Source organism: Pseudoalteromonas sp. PAB 2.2 (assembly GCF_001938575.1).
GTDB lineage: Bacteria > Pseudomonadota > Gammaproteobacteria > Enterobacterales > Alteromonadaceae > Pseudoalteromonas > Pseudoalteromonas lipolytica.
Genome location: NZ_LYPI01000010.1, coordinates 124,763 through 142,392 on the forward strand (window position 1 = coordinate 124,763; position 17,630 = coordinate 142,392).

15 protein-coding genes and 1 tRNA gene are annotated in these 17,630 nt (G+C 39.8%); 13 read left to right on the forward strand and 3 right to left on the reverse strand.

Annotated features, from left to right (window positions below):
* The first annotated feature begins 312 nt into the window (after window positions 1–312).
* The 12 genes from rppH (at window position 313) to BWD47_RS09115 (ending at window position 10,561) form a co-directional block, all read left to right on the forward strand.
* On the forward strand, window positions 313–831 hold the full coding sequence (gene rppH / locus BWD47_RS09060; protein ID WP_036970409.1) for an RNA pyrophosphohydrolase: 519 nt from the start codon (window positions 313–315) through the stop codon (window positions 829–831).
* Between the two features lie 36 nt (window positions 832–867).
* Window positions 868–3,144 carry a phosphoenolpyruvate--protein phosphotransferase gene (gene ptsP, locus BWD47_RS09065; RefSeq protein ID WP_075593845.1) on the forward strand — a complete coding sequence of 759 codons (2,277 nt, stop codon included), beginning with the start codon at window positions 868–870 and terminating at the stop codon, window positions 3,142–3,144.
* A 75-nt stretch (window positions 3,145–3,219) separates the two neighbouring features.
* Entirely contained in the window at window positions 3,220–4,029 is an 810-nt protein-coding gene (locus BWD47_RS09070) for a sulfite exporter TauE/SafE family protein (protein WP_065978398.1), read from the forward strand.
* Between the two features lie 14 nt (window positions 4,030–4,043).
* Entirely contained in the window at window positions 4,044–4,847 is an 804-nt protein-coding gene (lgt, locus tag BWD47_RS09075) for a prolipoprotein diacylglyceryl transferase (protein ID WP_036970400.1), read from the forward strand.
* A 13-nt stretch (window positions 4,848–4,860) separates the two neighbouring features.
* Complete coding sequence (locus BWD47_RS09080) at window positions 4,861–5,712, forward strand: thymidylate synthase (protein ID WP_036970397.1); 852 nt, start codon at window positions 4,861–4,863, stop codon at window positions 5,710–5,712.
* A gap of 26 nt (window positions 5,713–5,738) precedes the next feature.
* On the forward strand, window positions 5,739–6,620 hold the full coding sequence (gene galU, locus BWD47_RS09085) for a UTP--glucose-1-phosphate uridylyltransferase GalU (protein WP_036970395.1): 882 nt from the start codon (window positions 5,739–5,741) through the stop codon (window positions 6,618–6,620).
* Between the two features lie 465 nt (window positions 6,621–7,085).
* A complete protein-coding gene (locus BWD47_RS09090) occupies window positions 7,086–7,661 on the forward strand; it encodes an SPOR domain-containing protein (protein ID WP_051501816.1) in 576 nt (191 codons plus the stop codon).
* Window positions 7,662–7,736: 75 nt separating this feature from the next.
* Window positions 7,737–8,327 (forward strand): hypothetical protein, encoded by a 591-nt coding sequence (locus tag BWD47_RS09095; RefSeq protein WP_036970393.1) that lies wholly within the window; start codon window positions 7,737–7,739, stop codon window positions 8,325–8,327.
* Window positions 8,328–8,394: 67 nt separating this feature from the next.
* Entirely contained in the window at window positions 8,395–8,988 is a 594-nt protein-coding gene (locus BWD47_RS09100; protein WP_036970392.1) for a FlgO family outer membrane protein, read from the forward strand.
* A gap of 14 nt (window positions 8,989–9,002) precedes the next feature.
* Window positions 9,003–9,680, forward strand: coding sequence for a FlgO family outer membrane protein (locus BWD47_RS09105; RefSeq protein ID WP_036970388.1), 678 nt, complete (start codon window positions 9,003–9,005; stop codon window positions 9,678–9,680).
* A gap of 8 nt (window positions 9,681–9,688) precedes the next feature.
* A complete protein-coding gene (locus BWD47_RS09110; protein WP_075593846.1) occupies window positions 9,689–10,354 on the forward strand; it encodes a FlgO family outer membrane protein in 666 nt (221 codons plus the stop codon).
* 132 nt (window positions 10,355–10,486) lie between these two features.
* A tRNA-Arg gene (locus BWD47_RS09115) sits at window positions 10,487–10,561 on the forward strand.
* Window positions 10,562–10,641: 80 nt separating this feature from the next.
* Here BWD47_RS09115 and BWD47_RS09120 read toward each other — a convergent pair.
* Both BWD47_RS09120 and BWD47_RS09125 read right to left on the reverse strand, forming a co-directional pair.
* On the reverse strand, window positions 10,642–13,440 hold the full coding sequence (locus BWD47_RS09120) for an SIR2 family protein (RefSeq protein WP_075593847.1): 2,799 nt from the start codon (window positions 13,438–13,440) through the stop codon (window positions 10,642–10,644).
* 444 nt (window positions 13,441–13,884) lie between these two features.
* Window positions 13,885–14,949 carry a zinc-binding dehydrogenase gene (locus BWD47_RS09125; RefSeq protein WP_075593848.1) on the reverse strand — a complete coding sequence of 355 codons (1,065 nt, stop codon included), beginning with the start codon at window positions 14,947–14,949 and terminating at the stop codon, window positions 13,885–13,887.
* Window positions 14,950–15,086: 137 nt separating this feature from the next.
* Between BWD47_RS09125 and BWD47_RS09130 the strand changes: the two genes are divergently transcribed.
* The gene (locus BWD47_RS09130) at window positions 15,087–16,094 is read left to right on the forward strand and encodes an AraC family transcriptional regulator (RefSeq protein ID WP_075593849.1); all 1,008 of its coding nucleotides are present in this window, start codon (window positions 15,087–15,089) and stop codon (window positions 16,092–16,094) included.
* Window positions 16,095–16,128: 34 nt separating this feature from the next.
* Here the strand turns inward: BWD47_RS09130 and nhaD are convergent, their stop codons facing one another.
* Window positions 16,129–17,562, reverse strand: coding sequence for a sodium:proton antiporter NhaD (gene nhaD, locus BWD47_RS09135; protein WP_036970244.1), 1,434 nt, complete (start codon window positions 17,560–17,562; stop codon window positions 16,129–16,131).
* Window positions 17,563–17,630 lie beyond the last annotated feature (68 nt).

The following is a 17,630-nucleotide window of genomic DNA, read 5'->3' on the forward strand; positions in this document are numbered from 1 at the left end:
TGAACATGTTTATCCACAGTTTCTGTGGAGAAAGTGCTTTTTTGAACTGGCTATTGTGGATTTGTTTGCAAAATAAGCATGATTTACAAAAGTTATGCACAAGCTGTGGGTAAGGTGAGAAAAATACGGTTGTAAACTACTATTTTATTAAAAGCGCGTATTTTCGTAATAATTGCTTTCTAACATATTGATTAAAAGCGCTTGTTAAAATGCTAATTTCAAATCTGGTTTCGGCGAAGGTGTAAAGTGTTTGCTGTATCGCAGGTTATGTGGAACAATCAATAAAAATCGACTTACAAATGAGGCACTAAGGTGATTGATGCCGAAGGTTTTCGTGCCAATGTCGGAATTGTAATTTGCAATAATCAGGGACAAGTATTTTGGGCTCGACGTTATGGTCAGCACTCTTGGCAATTTCCCCAAGGTGGTGTCGATGATGGTGAAACAGCAGAGCAAACCATGTACCGAGAATTACACGAAGAAGTGGGCTTGCTTCCTGAAGACGTCGAGATCGTCGCAAGTTCAAAACATTGGTTACGCTACAAATTACCCAAGCGTTTAATTCGCAGAGACTCAAGTCCTGTGTGCATTGGGCAAAAACAAAAATGGTTTTTACTGAAATTACGTTGTAAAGACGAAGATGTAAACTTACTTAAAACTCATCATCCAGAGTTTGATGACTGGCGATGGGTGAGCTATTGGTATCCGGTGAGGCAAGTTGTGTCATTCAAGCGCGATGTTTACCGTCGTGTAATGAAAGAGTTTGCCCCGTTTGCAATGCCGTTTAATAAACGAGAACAACATAAAGATAATTGGCGACAAAAGCGATAAGGGCAACTTTATCAACTAAATGAAAGGAGCAGCATCATGTTAGCCACGCTCAGATCAATTGCTGAGGCTGTGTCGCAACAAGCGGACTTAAACAGTGCCTTAGCGTGTTTTGTGCAAATGGTAAAAGATGCCATGCAAACACAGTGCTGCTCAATTTACTTTGCTGATTACAGCCAAGACAACTTTGTATTAATGGCCACGCAAGGACTTAACCCAGATGCTGTGGGTAAGTTTAGAATTGGTTTTACCGAAGGCTTAGTTGGCTTAGTGGCGCAACGCGAAGAGCCAATTAATATAGCGTTCGCTAAATCACACCCTCGCTTTAAACTCTCTCCAGAAGTTAATGAAGAAGGCTATAACGCGTTTTTATCTGTGCCTGTGGTGCATCAAAAAAAAGTGCTGGGCGTTATTGTAGTTCAGCAAAAGTTAGCGCGTGTTTTTAGTCCCGATGAAGAATCTTTTTTAATTACTCTTTCGGCACAACTTGCATCGCAGCTTGCACATGCCGAGATCAAAGAGATTTTAAGGCTTGATGAGTTCTCGCATCAGACTTCGGTACTCAAAGGGGTGTCGAGCGCGCCGGGTATTGCCATTGGTGAAGCTTTTGTGGTGTTGCCTAAACTCGATTTTAAATCGATTGAGTTGCAAAAAGACGATGACATAAGCACGCAACGTAAATTATTTACGCAGGCTGTTGCGGCAACACGCAACGAGTTTAATACGTTATCAATGACATTAAGCGATTCGATTCCGCAAGAAGCGCTCGCGGTATTCGATGTGTATCAGCAGCTACTTGATGCAAAAAGCCTAGGCAAAAATGTTGAAGAGCAACTTCAACAAGGCTGGAGTGCAAAAAGCGCATTAAAAATAGTTATCGAAAAGCTGGTGGCGCAGTTTAACGCCATGCAAGACCCATACATAAAAGAGCGCGCAGTAGATGTTAAAGACATTGGTTTGCGTGTTTTACACCACTTAGTTAATACTGAGCATGCGGTAAAACCTTACCCTAAAGACACCATTTTAATTGCCAGTACGCTAACACCTGCCATGCTTGCCGAAGTGCCCAAAGGGCATTTAGCGGGGGTGGTTAGTGTAAATGGGGCAGCAAACAGCCATGCGTCAATATTAACGCGAGCAATGGGGATACCCGCTATTTGGGGTATTGAAGACGTTCCCTTACTGCAATTTGAAGGTAAGCCGATGATTTTAGATGCCTACGCAGGGCGTTTATATATCTCACCTTCGCAAATGCTCCACGATGAATACAGCCAATTAAAATACCAAGAAACATTACTGAATGATCGTTTCGTCGCAGAGCAGAACCTAGATGCGGTCACCTTAGATGGCGAGCACATTAGCTTATTGTTAAATGCAGGCCTTGAATTAAACACAGAGCAAGACAACAAACTGTTTTGTGATGGAGTGGGTTTGTATCGTACCGAAGCCTGGTTTATGCAAAAGGGGCAATTTCCTTCGCAGTCGGAGCAAGAAAAGTGGTACCGAGAAGTGCTTACCAGCTATCACCCGAATCCTGTGGTAATGCGCACCTTAGATATCGGCGGTGATAAAGTATTAGACTACTTTAATATCACAGAAGAGAATCCTTTCTTAGGGTGGCGGGGTATTCGCGTCACCTTGGATCATCCTGAACTATTTTTAGATCAACTCAGAGCGATGTTAAAGGCCAATATCGGTTTAGGTAACCTTAGAATAATGTTACCCATGATCAGTGGCTCTGAAGAAGTCGACGAGTCAATTAAGTTAGTTGAACAAGCGCTGTTCGAACTAGAAGAACAATACCCAGAGCAAGCCATTGACCGCCCAGAAATTGGCATTATGTTAGAGGTCCCTTCAAGTATATTCATGCTCGAAGAGTGGTCACAAAAAGTCGACTTTTGCTCTGTGGGTAGCAATGATTTAACTCAATATATGCTGGCCGTTGATCGCTCTAATGCGCGTGTTGCAGAGCTCTTTAACCCCTATCATCCTAGTGTGCTGCGAGTGCTACTTAAAGTTGCTCAAGAGTGCCAAAACCATGAATTACCCTTTAGTTTATGTGGTGAGCTTGGTGGTGACCCAGAAGGGGCATTATTACTAATCGCCATGGGGTATCGTCGCTTAAGTATGAACCTTTCATCAATCAGTAAAATTAAATTTGTACTGCGTCGCTTAAAAGTAAGCGATATGGAGGAGCTGCTTAGCGAATGTTTATTGCAGCCTACCGCTAAGCAAGTATTGAGGCTCACACGTAACTTTATGATAGAGCACCAATTGGGTGAGTTATTTTACACCCCTAGCCAAGGGCAAGCATGAGAGTAAATTGTACTGTGAAGCGTTTATATATTCGTTTAGTATATACATATAACAAACTGAATATATGAGTGTGCTATGCATGACGTAATACTTTTAATGGTGTACTGCGCTATTTTAGGCAGTGTAGTAGGGTTTTTAGCCGGTCTGCTTGGCATTGGTGGTGGCTTAATTATTGTGCCTGTACTGAGCGCCATGTTGGTATCATTTAATGTTGCTGACTCAAGCCATGTATTAGTTATTGCCATAGCCACCTCACTTGCTTCCATTATTTTTACGTCTACCTCTTCAGCGTTGGCTCATCATCGTAATGCTAATGTGCCGTGGGAAATTGCTCCTTGGGTCATGACCGGTGTAGGTATTGGTGCACTCGTGAGTGGCTTTGCGGCGAGTTTTATTCCTGAGCAGTTATTACGTTTAGTTTTTGCCACGAGTGTGGTGTTTATCGCGTTACGCATGGTGTTATCTACACGTACCAAGGCTGCAAGTGAAAAACCATTGCCCTCAGGTCCCGTAATTGGCTTTTTATGTGCAATAATGGGGGCATTATCAGGACTGATTGGTATTGGTGGCGGTGCACTTATTGTGCCTTTGCTGCATTATTTCTCTGTCGATATTAAAAAGGCCATTGGTTGTGCCGCAGCATGTGGTATTGTCATTGCGCTGTTTGGCTCGGTTGGTTATGTGTCTGCAGGTTGGCAAGTAACCTCCTTTAGTGATGGTTTTGCCGGATTTGTTTATTTACCCGCATTAGTCGGCATCGTTGTCACGTCGTCATTAATTGCTCCTTATGGTGCAAAAGCGACGCATTATTTACCTGTGGCAACAATAAAAAAAGTATTCGCGCTATTACTTGTCATAATTGCGCTTAAAATGGTGTTTAGTTAAAGGTTTTTATTTTTATGGCTCTTCAATTTCCAGAGATAGATCCGGTTATTTTTTCGGTAGGACCGCTCAGCGTACGTTGGTACGGTTTAATGTATTTAATTGGCTTTGCTTTAGCTATGTGGCTGGCAAACCGTCAAGCTGCAAAACCTAATTCTGGGTGGACGAAAGAGCAAGTAAGCGACTTATTATTTTACGGTATGCTCGGGGTAATACTCGGTGGGCGTATTGGCTATGTGTTGTTTTATCAGTTTAGTTATTTTATTGAAAACCCGTTTTATTTATTCAGAATAGACCAAGGTGGCATGTCATTCCATGGCGGCACACTGGGGGTTATTACCGCAATTATGGTCTTTGCCTGGACACGTAAAAAATCATTGTTAGAGGTCGGCGATTTTGTGGTGCCATTAGTGCCATTGGGCCTACTAGCCGGCCGCATAGGTAACTTTATTAATGGTGAGTTATGGGGACGCGTAACCGATGTACCTTGGGCGTTTATTTTCCCTACCGGTGGGCCAGAACCACGCCATCCGTCACAACTATACGAAGCATTTTTAGAAGGCTTGGTGCTATTTTTAATTTTGCAATGGTTTATTAAAAAGCCACGCCCAGCAGGGAGTGTCGCCGGTTTATTTTTATTAGGCTACGGCGTATTTAGATTTGTTGTTGAGTATTTCCGTGAGCCAGACGCGCATTTAGGTCTATTTGCAGGTGTGATTTCAATGGGACAAATACTCTCGCTGCCAATGGTATTTGGGGGCCTTGGTTTGTTAATATGGGCCTACATGAAGCCGCAACGACGCGTTGCAAGCAAAGCATAATAAGAGCAAGTCAATGAAACAGTATTTAGATTTATGTCAACGCATTGTTGATGAAGGCGTGTGGGTCGAAAATAAGCGTACAGGCACCAAATGTTTAACCGTTATTAATGCTGACCTTGAGTACGATGTAGCAAACAATAAGTTTCCGCTTATAACAACACGTAAAAGCTTTTATAAAGCAGCCATTGCAGAGTTGTTAGGCTATCTTCGTGGTTACGACAGTGCGGCACAGTTTCGTGATATCGGTTGCATGACATGGAATGCCAACGCGAACGAAAATAAAGCTTGGCTCGAAAACCCGCATCGACGTGGTGAAGATGATATGGGCCGTGTGTACGGCGTACAAGGCCGTAGCTGGCAGCGCCCAGATGGTACACACCTTGATCAACTTAAAAAGGTAATTACTAACTTATCTAACGGCATTGATGACCGAGGTGAAATTGTCACGTTTTATAATCCGGGTGAGTTTGAACTAGGTTGTTTACGTCCGTGTATGCATACGCACACTTTTTCATTACTGGGTGATACTCTATACTTAACCTCGTATCAACGTAGTTGTGATGTCCCACTGGGTTTGAATTTTAATCAAATTCAATGTTTTGTGTTATTAGCGTTGGTTGCACAAATCACCGGACACAAGCCCGGAAAGGCGTATCATAAAATAGCAAATGCACATATTTACGAAAATCAGTTAGAGTTAATGCGTGATGTACAGCTTAAGCGTGAGCCATTTGCATCACCTACACTTAAAATAAATCCAAATATTAAATCACTTGAAGACATTGAAACTTGGGTCACAAAAGACGATTTTGAAGTAGAAGGTTATCAGTGTCACGATGCAATTAAGTATCCGTTTTCAGTGTAAAAAGAAAAAAGTTTAAGGAGAAATCAATGAAAGCAGTGATCCCAGTTGCTGGTCTTGGCACGCGTATGTTGCCTGCAACAAAAGCGATTCCAAAGGAAATGTTACCTATCGTTGACCGCCCTTTGATTCAATATGTGGTTAATGAGGCGATTTCAGCGGGAATTAAAGAAATCGTATTAGTGACGCATTCAAGTAAGAATTCTATCGAAAACCACTTTGATACGAGCTTTGAGTTAGAAGCAACATTAGAAAAGCGTGTTAAACGTCAACTACTTGCAGAAGTACAGTCTATTTGTCCTAAAGATGTCACTATTATTCAAGTACGCCAAGGTGAAGCGAAGGGGTTAGGCCACGCAATTAACTGTGCAGCGCCAATCATTGGTAATGAACCGTTTGTGGTTATTTTACCCGATGTGATTATTGACGATGTGGCGAGCGATCTAAAAAAAGACAACCTTGCAGAGATGATTAGACGCTTTGAAAGTACTGGTCAAAGCCAAATTATGGTTGAGCCTGTGCCACTTAACGAAGTTGATAAGTTTGGTGTGGTTGACCTAGGTGATGCGAAAATTAAACAAGGTGAAAGTGCCGCTATTTTAAATATGGTTGAAAAACCGCCAATTGATCAAGCGCCTTCAAACCTCGCCGTGGTTGGTCGTTATGTATTAAGTAAAAACATTTGGCCACTTCTTGCAAAAACCCCAGCAGGGGCAGGCGATGAAATTCAGTTAACAGACGCGATTGCAATGTTAATGGAAAAAGAAACCGTTGATGCCTACTCAATGAAAGGGAAAAGCCATGACTGTGGAAGCAAAATAGGCTATTTAAAAGCGATTGTTGAGTTTTCATTACGACGCGATGAATTTAAAGATGAGCTCACCGACTTCATAAAAACGCTGGTTAAATAATCAATTCTATTTGATTAGTTAAAAATGATGTAAAAAAAGTGCCTATATGGCACTTTTTTGTTATTTACATGTCATCCACAATTGTCGATTATTACCTAATTAAGGACTTTTCTGATATACCTTTGTATTAGCAGATTGCTAAGATAGTTATTACAGAAAAGTGCTTAGTTACCCACTGTAGAATAGCTAATTAAGCTATACTCATAAAAATACCTATAATGAAACGGATTTTTACTGCTTTAGGTTGTCGTATATGAAAACTTAAGCTGAGGGTGCTACTAAGTTTTTATTGCAGTTAGTAGAAGCACTGTACTGAAAATATAATAATAAAAAAGCAATTTGTTAGTGTTTTCTTGTTTAATATCTAAACGATATTTTAGGCTTTTTACAGGCAGGTAAGTACTAACAAACGGTCTTCTCAGATTAAGAAGCAAATATATAATGGTACGTTTAAGAATCCTGCTTATGAAATATTGCTTAAAACCGTTGCGTTACAGCACGTGCCTAATGGTGCTGTTTGTTGTATCGGGTTGTAGTCACCATTCATTACCTACCACATTATTTAATTTTTTGTCGTTTAGTCATCTATTTCAGTCAATAAATGTTCAGGCCAATGAGCAAAGCGTATTAGCAAACGTGCAATCGCTGCCTGAGCTAAGCACAGAGAGCACAGATAGCGCGTTACCTGCAGCTGGGCTGCCTACTATAGAAGAGCCAGATTCTATGGCTAAATCAGACGAGCGTAAAAGCAGCGAACAGGTTAAACCTGAATACAGTTTTGCATTACAGCTTGTTGCAGTAAATTCAGAAAAAAACTTAGCCATTACATTTAAAAAAATGAAAGCCTTAGCCCCCGAGGTTTTTCAGGGCAAACCGCTATTAAATGTTGAAGTGGCTGATGTTAATCAAAACACCTATTACCGTTTAAAATTTGGCGGCTATAAATACCTTAAAAACGCAACCGCTGATTGTGAAGCCATTAAGCGTCAAGGGCTTGATTGTTGGGTAAGTAATTATACCGATAATCGCATTTACCTATAGCGTGCTGATATAAAGGCTAAAAGCTGGCATTTTATTTGCTGTGCTTAAGCTCTGTTTTTTTAGCTGATGATAAATATGCCAATTTCAACGTTGTTCAAACACTTATTAATTACTGCCAGTGTGAGTCTGTTGCCTGCATGTATGTTGCTGCAACAGCAACCAGAGCCGCTATATACAGAGCAACAAATACAGCAATTTGCGGCTCAATATCAATCACAGCAGCAAAGTATTGCCCGTTTAACCGAAATGGAAAATGATTTACGCATTATGACGGCCGAACTCAATAGTAAGCCAGACGTGCAAACGCTCTCTAAAGCATCTAAGAGTGATCAAACTCATTCCGATAACGCGCCAGTAACCTACAATGATGCCGTAGCTCGAAATGCTCAGGCGCCTGCTGGCGCTCAGCTTGGAGTGTATTTAGACCCAAGCCAAATTAAGCGCCAAGTGTTAATAATGAAAAAACAGTATCCCGGTGCATTTGATAAACTAGAGTTTGTGTTTTTAAAACGCCCCACAAAATCACAAACACGGTATGCACTGCGTGTTGGCCCGTTTGCCAACTACAACGAAGCAACCGTGTTTTGTTACCTTGCTAAACAGCTTCAACAGCACTGTTTAACCGCGCCTTTTCTAGGCGAACCACTCGACTTATCACGTCGCTAAAACGATTTATACTAAGTAGGCACAGTTATTGCTTTTAATTAACCATGTTCGATATGGGATGGCAATTATGCGTCTACTAGTGTCATTAATATTTTTAAGCTTAGCGGGTTGTAAGCTCTCTGAAGAGCCAAAACCAGTGGTAAGTACAGCAGCACCAAAAGCCGTTATGGCGCCTTATACGGTACACCAGTATGTGGCTGATTTAAGTTCGCAATTAAGCCGAATTCAAGGGGCTTTTAAAAGTAATGCACGCATTGCTGTAACCAGCTTTTACTTGGCTGATGCACTTGATTCGGGCCTTGCAGAAGGTCAGGGGGCAGGGCTTAGTCAACAAATTCAAGAAAGCTTAATGACGCAATTTGCTCAGCTTGGTTACCATACCATTGAGTACCGATTAGAAAATAATTTAAATTTACAATCATCTGCCGATAGTATGTTAAGCAGAAATACAAAAAATTTGCGCCAACGTCAGAATATTGACTTTGTGATCACCGGCACCTTAACGCGGCAACAACATGCCTATATTGTTAATGCCCGTTTAGTGGATGCAGCCGATCAGCGGATCGTGTCTGCAGCCAGTACCGAGATCCCCATTAATGTAATGTGGGGAAGTGAAAAAGTTCAGCAGCGCGGTGGCATGATCTACCGCAGTGAATACTAATTAGGAGTCCACTCATGAGACGTTTACTACTCAGCTTATGTTTACCATTAGGGTTCGGCTGCGCACAAATGATGTCACCCTCACAAACGATAGACACCAAAGAGCCACAGCTTACCCGCAGTGAGCGCGCGGTTGCCGCACCACAAACAAATGTGTCGGTTTATCAAAGTAGTCAGGCCGTTAAAAATAACACCACCTTTACTGCAGCCCCTACGCGCAAAAATATAAATCATTATGTACGTGGATTAATGCAAGACATGGCACAAAATCTTCAATACGTTAGTGATAAAACACCCCTTGCCGTATCGAGTTTCATCTTTTTAGATGATCAATACAACACATCGAGCTTACTAGGTAATCAAATTGCCGAAAGCTTCATGCACGAACTGCATACGTTTGGTGTGCCTGTTGTTGATTTTAAAACCACAGACTACATTCGTGTAACCCCAAGCGGTGATTTTGTGTTTAGCCGTGATTATTTAGAGTTGAGTCAAGATCAAAACTTTAATTACGTACTTGCAGGCACGTTAGTAAACCACCAAGGTGGTGTGTTGGTAAATGCACGTATTATTGGGCTTGCCAGCAAAGCTGTGGTTGGCTCGGCACAAGGCTTTATTCCGCAGTCAGTGGTTGATGCTCTTGATAGTAGCAACCGTACCGACGGTATTATGCTTAAACAAGCGAGTGAGTGAGGTAAGCTATGAGCAAGTTTAAACTTGTTGCATTAACCGCCGCTATGACACTCAGTTTATCTGGGTGTGAGTTACTTAGCCAAACGCCTGAGCCAAGCAACCAGACTGCGAGCAACGCACCAACTAACTATGATATAAACACCATGATGCTACTTGCTCAGCAGCAAAATGAATCAGAGTTACAAACCAATAGTCGTCAATTTAAGCCTTATCAGCATTATAAAACGTTAGGTAATTACGTTGAACAAATGGCGCTTGATATAGCCGACACCATGCAACAAGAGTCCGAGCTTGGCATAGCCGTGACCTCGTTTGTCGATTTAAATGAAAGCCTACAACAAAGTAACCAACTTGGTAATCAAGTGGCAGAAACCTTGTATCATCAACTGCAAAAGTTTGGCTACGGTGTTATTGATTTTAAGACGCGCGATAGTGTGGTTATTGATAAAACAGGTGATTTTGTTTTTTCACGCGATATCAACGAATTAACCAAGCGCCGAATTGCAAGTCATGTGCTAGCGGGCACCTTAATTTATCGTCCCAGTGGCGTTGAAGTGAATGCCCGCGTGATCAACTTAACCACCAAGCAAGTTGTCGCCACCTCTAACAAAGTAATCCCGTACTTTGTGCTGCAAAATGAGTCGATACAGTCGGCAACAGCCCAGCTAAACTAACAAAAATTAATACCAACCGGCTAAAACCGTAGTCGGTTGGTATAATCTCTTGATTACCAAAGCCTTAGCCCGTTATAATTTTACGAGTTGCATACCGCTAGTGACCGTCACTAGAAAACTCAGTGCAAGTGTGGCCTCTTAGTTAAATGGATATAACGGCCCCCTCCTAAGGGGCAGTTACAGGTTCGATTCCTGTAGGGGCTACCAATAAAATCAATATGTTAGGTGTTTTTGTTGTGTTGGTAATTTTTTCATGTAGCAAATGTATAGCGCTATGCTTCTTTTCTCTAAATTGTTGAAATTTTAGCTCTGCTTTCATATTTATTAATTATTTGATCAACTAGTTCTTTACACTCTTCTAGATTGACGTGATTTTTTTCTTCAATCAGATATTTAATTATACCTCTTAAGCTATAAAACTCAGAGCTAAATGACGACCCTTTCAGATAGCTTACTAAATAGTTATGAAAATCAGTTAACAATTCCTCAGTGGGCTCATCTAAGTATCCTGCTGCGATGAACCATAAATTAAGTTCAAAGTTCACATTTTTAGATATTTCATTTTTAGAACTCTCACTAATGACATCGTTAATAAAGTTTTTAATTATAATTTTAATTTCGTCGTTACCAATGTTAAAGACTGGATGGATCAAACTTCTTGAGTATTTTATTCTCTCCCTTAAGTCTAAGTCACTAATTTCAGAAATTAACTTCTCAACTAATTTTGCGTTGGTAAAAATACCATCATTTATTTTAATGTAACTATAAAGGTTGCTTATTGAGTTTCCTGTGAAAGCGAATATATCAAAACCACTTGCGTTTCTATAGACTATCTTTGTAATAATGCTTTCTATTAACTCAATTAATAAGTTATTGTTAATTTTGTTTTTGAACAAATTATACTGCAATGCAAGGAAAAAGTTTATTGATTCATATGTTCCCATTGTGTTGTTATCACTCGAAATTAACCTTTTGAAATTTGTTACAACGAGTTCTGTTTGAGGTTCGTTTATGTTTAAGAAAGATAATAGGTAAATGATATTTGTTAATTCATCTTCCCTACACTCGAAAATTGAGTTGGCACTTAAATGGTTTTCCATGATGTTTTTAAAGGCTTGGTCAATTAACCAGCTCAAATCTGTGTCCTTAACATTAATTTTTTTTCTTTCTTCTTTACTGTAAAAGTATTTCTCCAATAAGATTTTTAGCTTTTTACCTTTAAAGTACTTTATGCAAGTGAATAGCTCATAAATATTAAGATTCACTTCTTCATTTAACGACTGTCTAACAATTGATATTTCAACAAAGTTTTCCATCATTTCGAAAAAAACGTTTTCATTAATGAGTATGTTGTTCATTACGCTGAATAATACAATGTTAGCGTGCTCTACTGCTGGTTTTTCAGCTTGAGCATTGAAGTTTAATCCTCCATTTTTTGTTGACTCAACAGCATTAGCTACCCCAAGTAGGTAGTTGATGTTTTTAAAAGACTGTATATAGATGCTTTTTAAAGAAACAAAGTCATATAAAACTTGCTGCTTTTTTATTTCTGATTTAGGGAATTGAAGAAACTGTTCTTGTAAATCAAATGTTTCTAGTCCTTTTTCCCAGTCATTTTCTAATGAATTTAATGAGTATTTTAGTTTGTTTATAATATTGTTTATATTGAAAAGAGCTATTAATAATAAACCATAGTTCTTTTGTGACTTGCAGATTGTTATTATCTCCGAAGTCTTTAAATATGCTTGTTTGAAATTGTAGGTTTTATAGTGTAGATCAGCTGTTTTAAAAGAGTTTTTTAGGTCTGTTGAACTGTTGTCATCTATACGGTCTAATTTAAAATTAAGTGCATCGTAAATTTCTTCGTTGTTTAATTTTTTTGGATTTACATAGTAACATTTATTACTCAGATCTTGGGAGTTGAGTATGACTCCAGAAACTCTAGCTTTTGCCAGAATTTCCATAAAGTTATCTAGCTCTTTGTTGCTATCTAAACTTATTTCACCTTTATCAAGTTTCTCTAAAATATCAACGAATTTAGTGTGTATTAATCTTGTGCTTTTATTATAGTCTTTAGTTAATACACCATTTTCTGAGAAAAGTTCTAATATTGCATTTGCATTAAAATCATACTCATAACCGCTATTGCTAAGTGAACCTCTTATTTGATCAATTAAAACAAAGTTTAAGTTTTGTAAGTGATTAACCTTTTGTGAAACAAGCTCTATTACTTCAATGTCTGATAAGTCTTTTTCTTGCTTGAATTTTGAATTTTTTATGTCATCTAAAAAGTATGCTACCTTTCTCGAGCGTTCGGGAAGTATAGAGTATCTATTTATTTCAGAAGAGCTGACTTCTAATGATGGTAAGACTAATGTTTTAATTCCGTGGTTCTTTAAGTAGTTAGATTGAGACCTATTTTCCTTAGAAACAACCAAGTACTTTGAAGGCGAATATTTTGAATTATTCTGAATCCATTTCATGATTTGCTTAAGATTTATGTCATTGTAACCATAGCCTAAAAATAAAACAGTATGTGTAGATAGTATGCTCTTTATATAGTTTTCTATTAACGGAAAGTTATGTGAGTAACTTAAATAATCATCCTCTTTAAAAACTATATTATGGTTTTTGAAATCTCCATGCATTTTTATTAGTTTTTTGTTCATTGTGGACTTTACTAAGTCTTTATCTGAGCAGACTACACTATATAAAGCACCTGTAGTTTCAATTGCTGATTCCAATAAGCAATCCCAGTTTGTTGTTATTACACAGTTAGGGTTTAGTTCAAAAATAGTTTTATGTAGCTCTGAAGGGGGGATATTATCAGGGAAAAAACTTTTTATCTTATTAAAATAGTTAGTCTCTTCGAATTCTAAAAAGTAAAGTTGAGCAATTTTTAGATAGTCAGTTTCATTGCAGCTCTGAAGATCGCTTTTCATAGAAGAAATTAAATCCTCCCATAATGGCATCTCGAATGAGCTTGTATCTGAGCTTTTCGATATGCCTGAGCCAATAAATATAGCAAGCCTATTTTCATCATTAGCCTTAATAATGTGCTTTAAATGACTATCGTATAAATCCATTTTAACCCCTTCTTTTCTTTAAAGTTTAGCGCGAATTTAACTATAAACTGAAAAATGCATATAGCAAAAGTTAATTTAAATAAGTTATTAGTACAGTTATTTACAGAACTCCAAGTAAGAGATTTCTTGCCATTCTGGCAAGTGGGTAGCTAAAGATTATTTTTGAAGTTTGGTAGAGGATTTTAACTACCTAAAGCTTGTTTTATAGCTTTAGGTCTTCTGAAAAGCATCAAAACAATGCTTTGAGTATGACTTGGTAGCTAAAGCGCATGTTTGGGCTTTAGCTATTTAAAGTGATTGAGTTAGGTTTTTCTAACTGCCATGGGTAAAAGCGGGTAACAAAGGTTTTTACTTATCGGTTTTTTAGAATATCTGTTTGCTGGTTTTAGGGGCTACCAAGTTGCATATCAACCCGAATAACCCCCGCTTTAGTCATTGTAATGACTAATCTGTTACTTTTTCTAATGCACCTGTGCGCCATGGTTCGATGATAATTTTAATGTGGTCGTTTGGTTTAAATAAGGTGTCGAATGCGCCTTGTACACCGTCGATGCCGACTTTGCCGGTGCGCATTTTTTGCCACGCTATTTTGCCCGAGGCGATATTCTCAAGTGATTGAGCGAACTCTTCAGGTTGATAGTAATAAGAGAAAATAAGGTCGAGCTCTTTTACGGTTGCATACGCAAAGTTCACTTCGAGTGGTGCGGTATGAATGCCTGTTACAATAATTTTTGCTTTGGCTGGCGCACGCAAAATATAGTCGTTTAGTAGGCGGCTTACACCTGCACATTCAAAAATTACTACCTTGTGATCGCCTGCGAGTGTGGCCGCTGTTGTTACTTCGTCATCGGCCATGGGGTTTACGTAGTGTGTTGCACCAAACTCAAGGGCGATTTGTTTTTTACTCTCTTGCGGGTCAGAGGCAACAATATGTTTTACGCCTTGCAGTTTTAGAGCGGCAATAGCGGCAAGACCAATAGGTCCGCAACCTACGACAACGGCGACATCATCTTTATTCATATTTGCGCGATTAACGGCATGCAAGCCCACAGCAAGAGGCTCGGTAATGGCGGCCGCTTCTGACGGCACGCCATCAGGAATAGGTAATAATAGCGCTTCATCAACAATAAAGTACTCAGAGTAAGCACCATATATACCGGGTGTTACTCCAACTCCAGCACCGCCTGCTGACATTAAAATAGGCACCGATGTTACGCGAGTGCCCGCAGCAAGCTCGCCTTTTGTATCTGGACCGTAGCTAACAATTTCAGCGGCATATTCGTGGCCGAGTAATACTTCTTGATCATTCCCAGCACTTTTATCCATGATGCCAAGGTTCTTATAAATATCAAATACATCGCTCGTATGGCGAGTAATATGAATGTCTGATCCGCAAATTCCACACGCAAGACTTTTTACAAGTACTTGTCCAGGCCCAGGTGTTGGAATGGCTATTTGTTTTACATGTAGTTGGCCATTTTGCATAGCGACCGAATTCATTTGGCTCATATGTGTATCCTCAATTGAACGGGAAAGGTTTTCACCTTGTGTGCTATCTACACTAAGTAAACTGGCAGGGTATATCTTGACTTTTTACGACAAAAACATGATAAATTGCGACATAACAAAGTAATAAGAGCATTAACATGGACTATTGTGTACGTGCAGGTTCGTTAGCTGGGTATCAAGAGTTGGTGAATGAGCTGGGTGCAAACCCTATTAGCTTATTAAAACAAGCGGGTTTTTTACCTAGCCACTTGCGTGACGCTGATAACATGATTGTATACGAAAAAGTATCGCACTTATTAGAGCTAACGGCGCTGCAGCTGGCCGACCCTTTATTTGGTTTTAAGTTGGGATTACGCCAAGGGATCCGCGCGTTAGGATTAATTGGCGCACATATGGCGCAGCAAGAAAATATTGCGACAGCCCTGAGTATTGCACGTAAATATTCATTTATGCATGTGCAAGGCGCGCAGTTAGCGCTAACACATTTGACGGCAAAACAATGCGAGCTGCAAATAAGTTTAGTGATAAACGAGTTAAGCCGCAGCACACAAGTCGTGCAATTAAGCATTGCGCTTATTTACCGTATTTTACGTGATATGGCGGGGGCTGATTTTGAGCTTCAGTGTATTTGTTTACAGCAAGCCATTAGCCACGAACAGCAAAAAATACTCCGTAAGATGTTTCAATGTGAAGTTGTGCCACAGGCTCAAAATAATGCCTTATTGTTTTCGTCGCATATTTTGATGAAAAAACCAATTCGTCCAGATAATTTAATTACCGACATTATTAATCAGCAATTTCAACTAAATAGTGCATCTGTAGTGCTACCTATTAGCGATTTAGTTAAGCACAGCATTACAATGTTATTACCGACAGGTGAATGCAATAAAGACAGCGTGGCTTTAAACCTTGGTATGCACCCTAAAAAGTTAGAGCGATCGCTCAAAGAAGCCGGAACAAGCTTTCGGGAAGTGTTAAATGAAACACGAAAATCAATTACGTTACGTACCCTCGAAATGAGTAATATGTCGATGACCACCTTGGCATTGAACCTTGGTTATGCAGAATTCTCGGTTTTTAGTCGCAGTTTTAAAAATTGGTTCGGGCTGTCGCCTCGTGCTTTTAAAAGGCAAATAAAGAAGTAAGCCCTCGGCGCTTTACCGAGGGCGTATTACTGAGTTAGTTAAAATAACCTGTATTAAGGTATAAATGTGTGACCACCCCTGCAAAATAGCCGAGCAAAATAACCGGTGTCCATTTTAAATGGCTATTAAAGGTGTATATACCACGCGCTTGCCCCATAAGAGCCACACCCGCAGCCGAACCAATTGACAATAGACTGCCGCCAATGCCAGCGGTGAGGGTAATTAATAGCCATTGACCATGAGACATATCTGGCATCATTTGCAGTACTGCAAACATCACAGGAATGTTATCTACCACAGCCGACATTAAACCTAAGATTATATTTGCACCTGTTGCTGACCAGTTGTTATAAAGCAAATCAGACAATAAGCTTAAGTATCCGATAAACCCTAAACCACCCACACAAATTACAATGCCATAGAAGAACAGTAGGGTATCCCATTCTGCGCGAGATACGCGGCTAAATACATCAAATGGCACCACATTTCCTAAGCGCTCTAAACGTTGTTTATCACCTTCACGCTCTGCCATAGCACGTTTTCTTGCCAGTGAACCCGGTAGGGTTACACGTAAGAAATAACCAAAGAATTGTAAGTAACCAAGCCCCATCATCATACCTACAACAGGGGGTAAACCAAACGCTGTTTTAAGTACCACAGCCGTAAGAATGGTAAGTAAAAATAGGCATAAAATACGGATAGCACCGCGTTTTAGTTCCACATCTTCATCGGCTGTTTGTGGGTGTTTATTGTTAATAAAGAAAGACATCACTAAAGCAGGAATAATATAGCTGACTAACGCGGGTAAAAATAAAACGAAGAACTCAGAAAAGGCAACAACATCAGCCTGCCAGACCATAAGTGTGGTTATGTCACCAAATGGGCTAAATGCACCGCCCGCATTGGCAGCAATAACAATATTAACGCACGACATAGCAATAAAGCGGTTATCATCGGTTGCTACTTTCATTACCACGGCACATAGCAGCAACGCGGTGGTTAAGTTATCTGCCACAGGCGAAATACAAAAAGCGAGTACGCCACTGATCCAAAATAATTGTTTATAACTAAAACCGCGTGCGACTAACCAGCTACGTAGGCCGTCAAATAGGCGGCGCTCTTCAAGCGCGTTAATGTACGTCATCGCGACCAGTAAAAAGAGCATTAACTCAGAGAACTCAAGCAACGCATGACGAAATGCATTGGTGCTTAAGTCCGACATGTTTTGGGCGCTGTATTGCCACGCAATTAAGGTCCAAATAATACCGGCAGCGACAAGAACCGGTTTTGATTTTCGTAAATGGATTTTTTCTTCAAGAATAACGAGTACATAGGCAAAAATAAAAATAGCGACACAGATAATGCCGACGGGGTGGTTAAGTAGGTCAATAGCGGCTGTTGTTTCAGCGTAAGCTTGGCTACTGAATCCTACCAAGGAGAGCAGGAGTCCTAGTATCAGTTTGTTCATTGTGTGTTCCATTTAGTCATATTTAGAGTCGACGGTATTTACTGTGTGAAGCGGTGGCTATTTTAGAT

Coding starts and splice junctions, on each gene's coding strand:
- BWD47_RS09090 (WP_051501816.1), top strand. CDS start 7,086: ATGAAATATTGCTTAAAACCGTTGCGTTACAGCACGTGCCTAATGGTG.
- nhaD (WP_036970244.1), bottom strand. CDS start 17,562: ATGAACAAACTGATACTAGGACTCCTGCTCTCCTTGGTAGGATTCAGT.
- BWD47_RS09120 (WP_075593847.1), bottom strand. CDS start 13,440: ATGGATTTATACGATAGTCATTTAAAGCACATTATTAAGGCTAATGAT.
- BWD47_RS09125 (WP_075593848.1), bottom strand. CDS start 14,949: ATGAGCCAAATGAATTCGGTCGCTATGCAAAATGGCCAACTACATGTA.
- ptsP (WP_075593845.1), top strand. CDS start 868: ATGTTAGCCACGCTCAGATCAATTGCTGAGGCTGTGTCGCAACAAGCG.
- BWD47_RS09110 (WP_075593846.1), top strand. CDS start 9,689: ATGAGCAAGTTTAAACTTGTTGCATTAACCGCCGCTATGACACTCAGT.
- BWD47_RS09105 (WP_036970388.1), top strand. CDS start 9,003: ATGAGACGTTTACTACTCAGCTTATGTTTACCATTAGGGTTCGGCTGC.
- BWD47_RS09080 (WP_036970397.1), top strand. CDS start 4,861: ATGAAACAGTATTTAGATTTATGTCAACGCATTGTTGATGAAGGCGTG.
- BWD47_RS09095 (WP_036970393.1), top strand. CDS start 7,737: ATGCCAATTTCAACGTTGTTCAAACACTTATTAATTACTGCCAGTGTG.
- BWD47_RS09130 (WP_075593849.1), top strand. CDS start 15,087: ATGGACTATTGTGTACGTGCAGGTTCGTTAGCTGGGTATCAAGAGTTG.
- BWD47_RS09070 (WP_065978398.1), top strand. CDS start 3,220: ATGCATGACGTAATACTTTTAATGGTGTACTGCGCTATTTTAGGCAGT.
- BWD47_RS09100 (WP_036970392.1), top strand. CDS start 8,395: ATGCGTCTACTAGTGTCATTAATATTTTTAAGCTTAGCGGGTTGTAAG.
- galU (WP_036970395.1), top strand. CDS start 5,739: ATGAAAGCAGTGATCCCAGTTGCTGGTCTTGGCACGCGTATGTTGCCT.
- lgt (WP_036970400.1), top strand. CDS start 4,044: ATGGCTCTTCAATTTCCAGAGATAGATCCGGTTATTTTTTCGGTAGGA.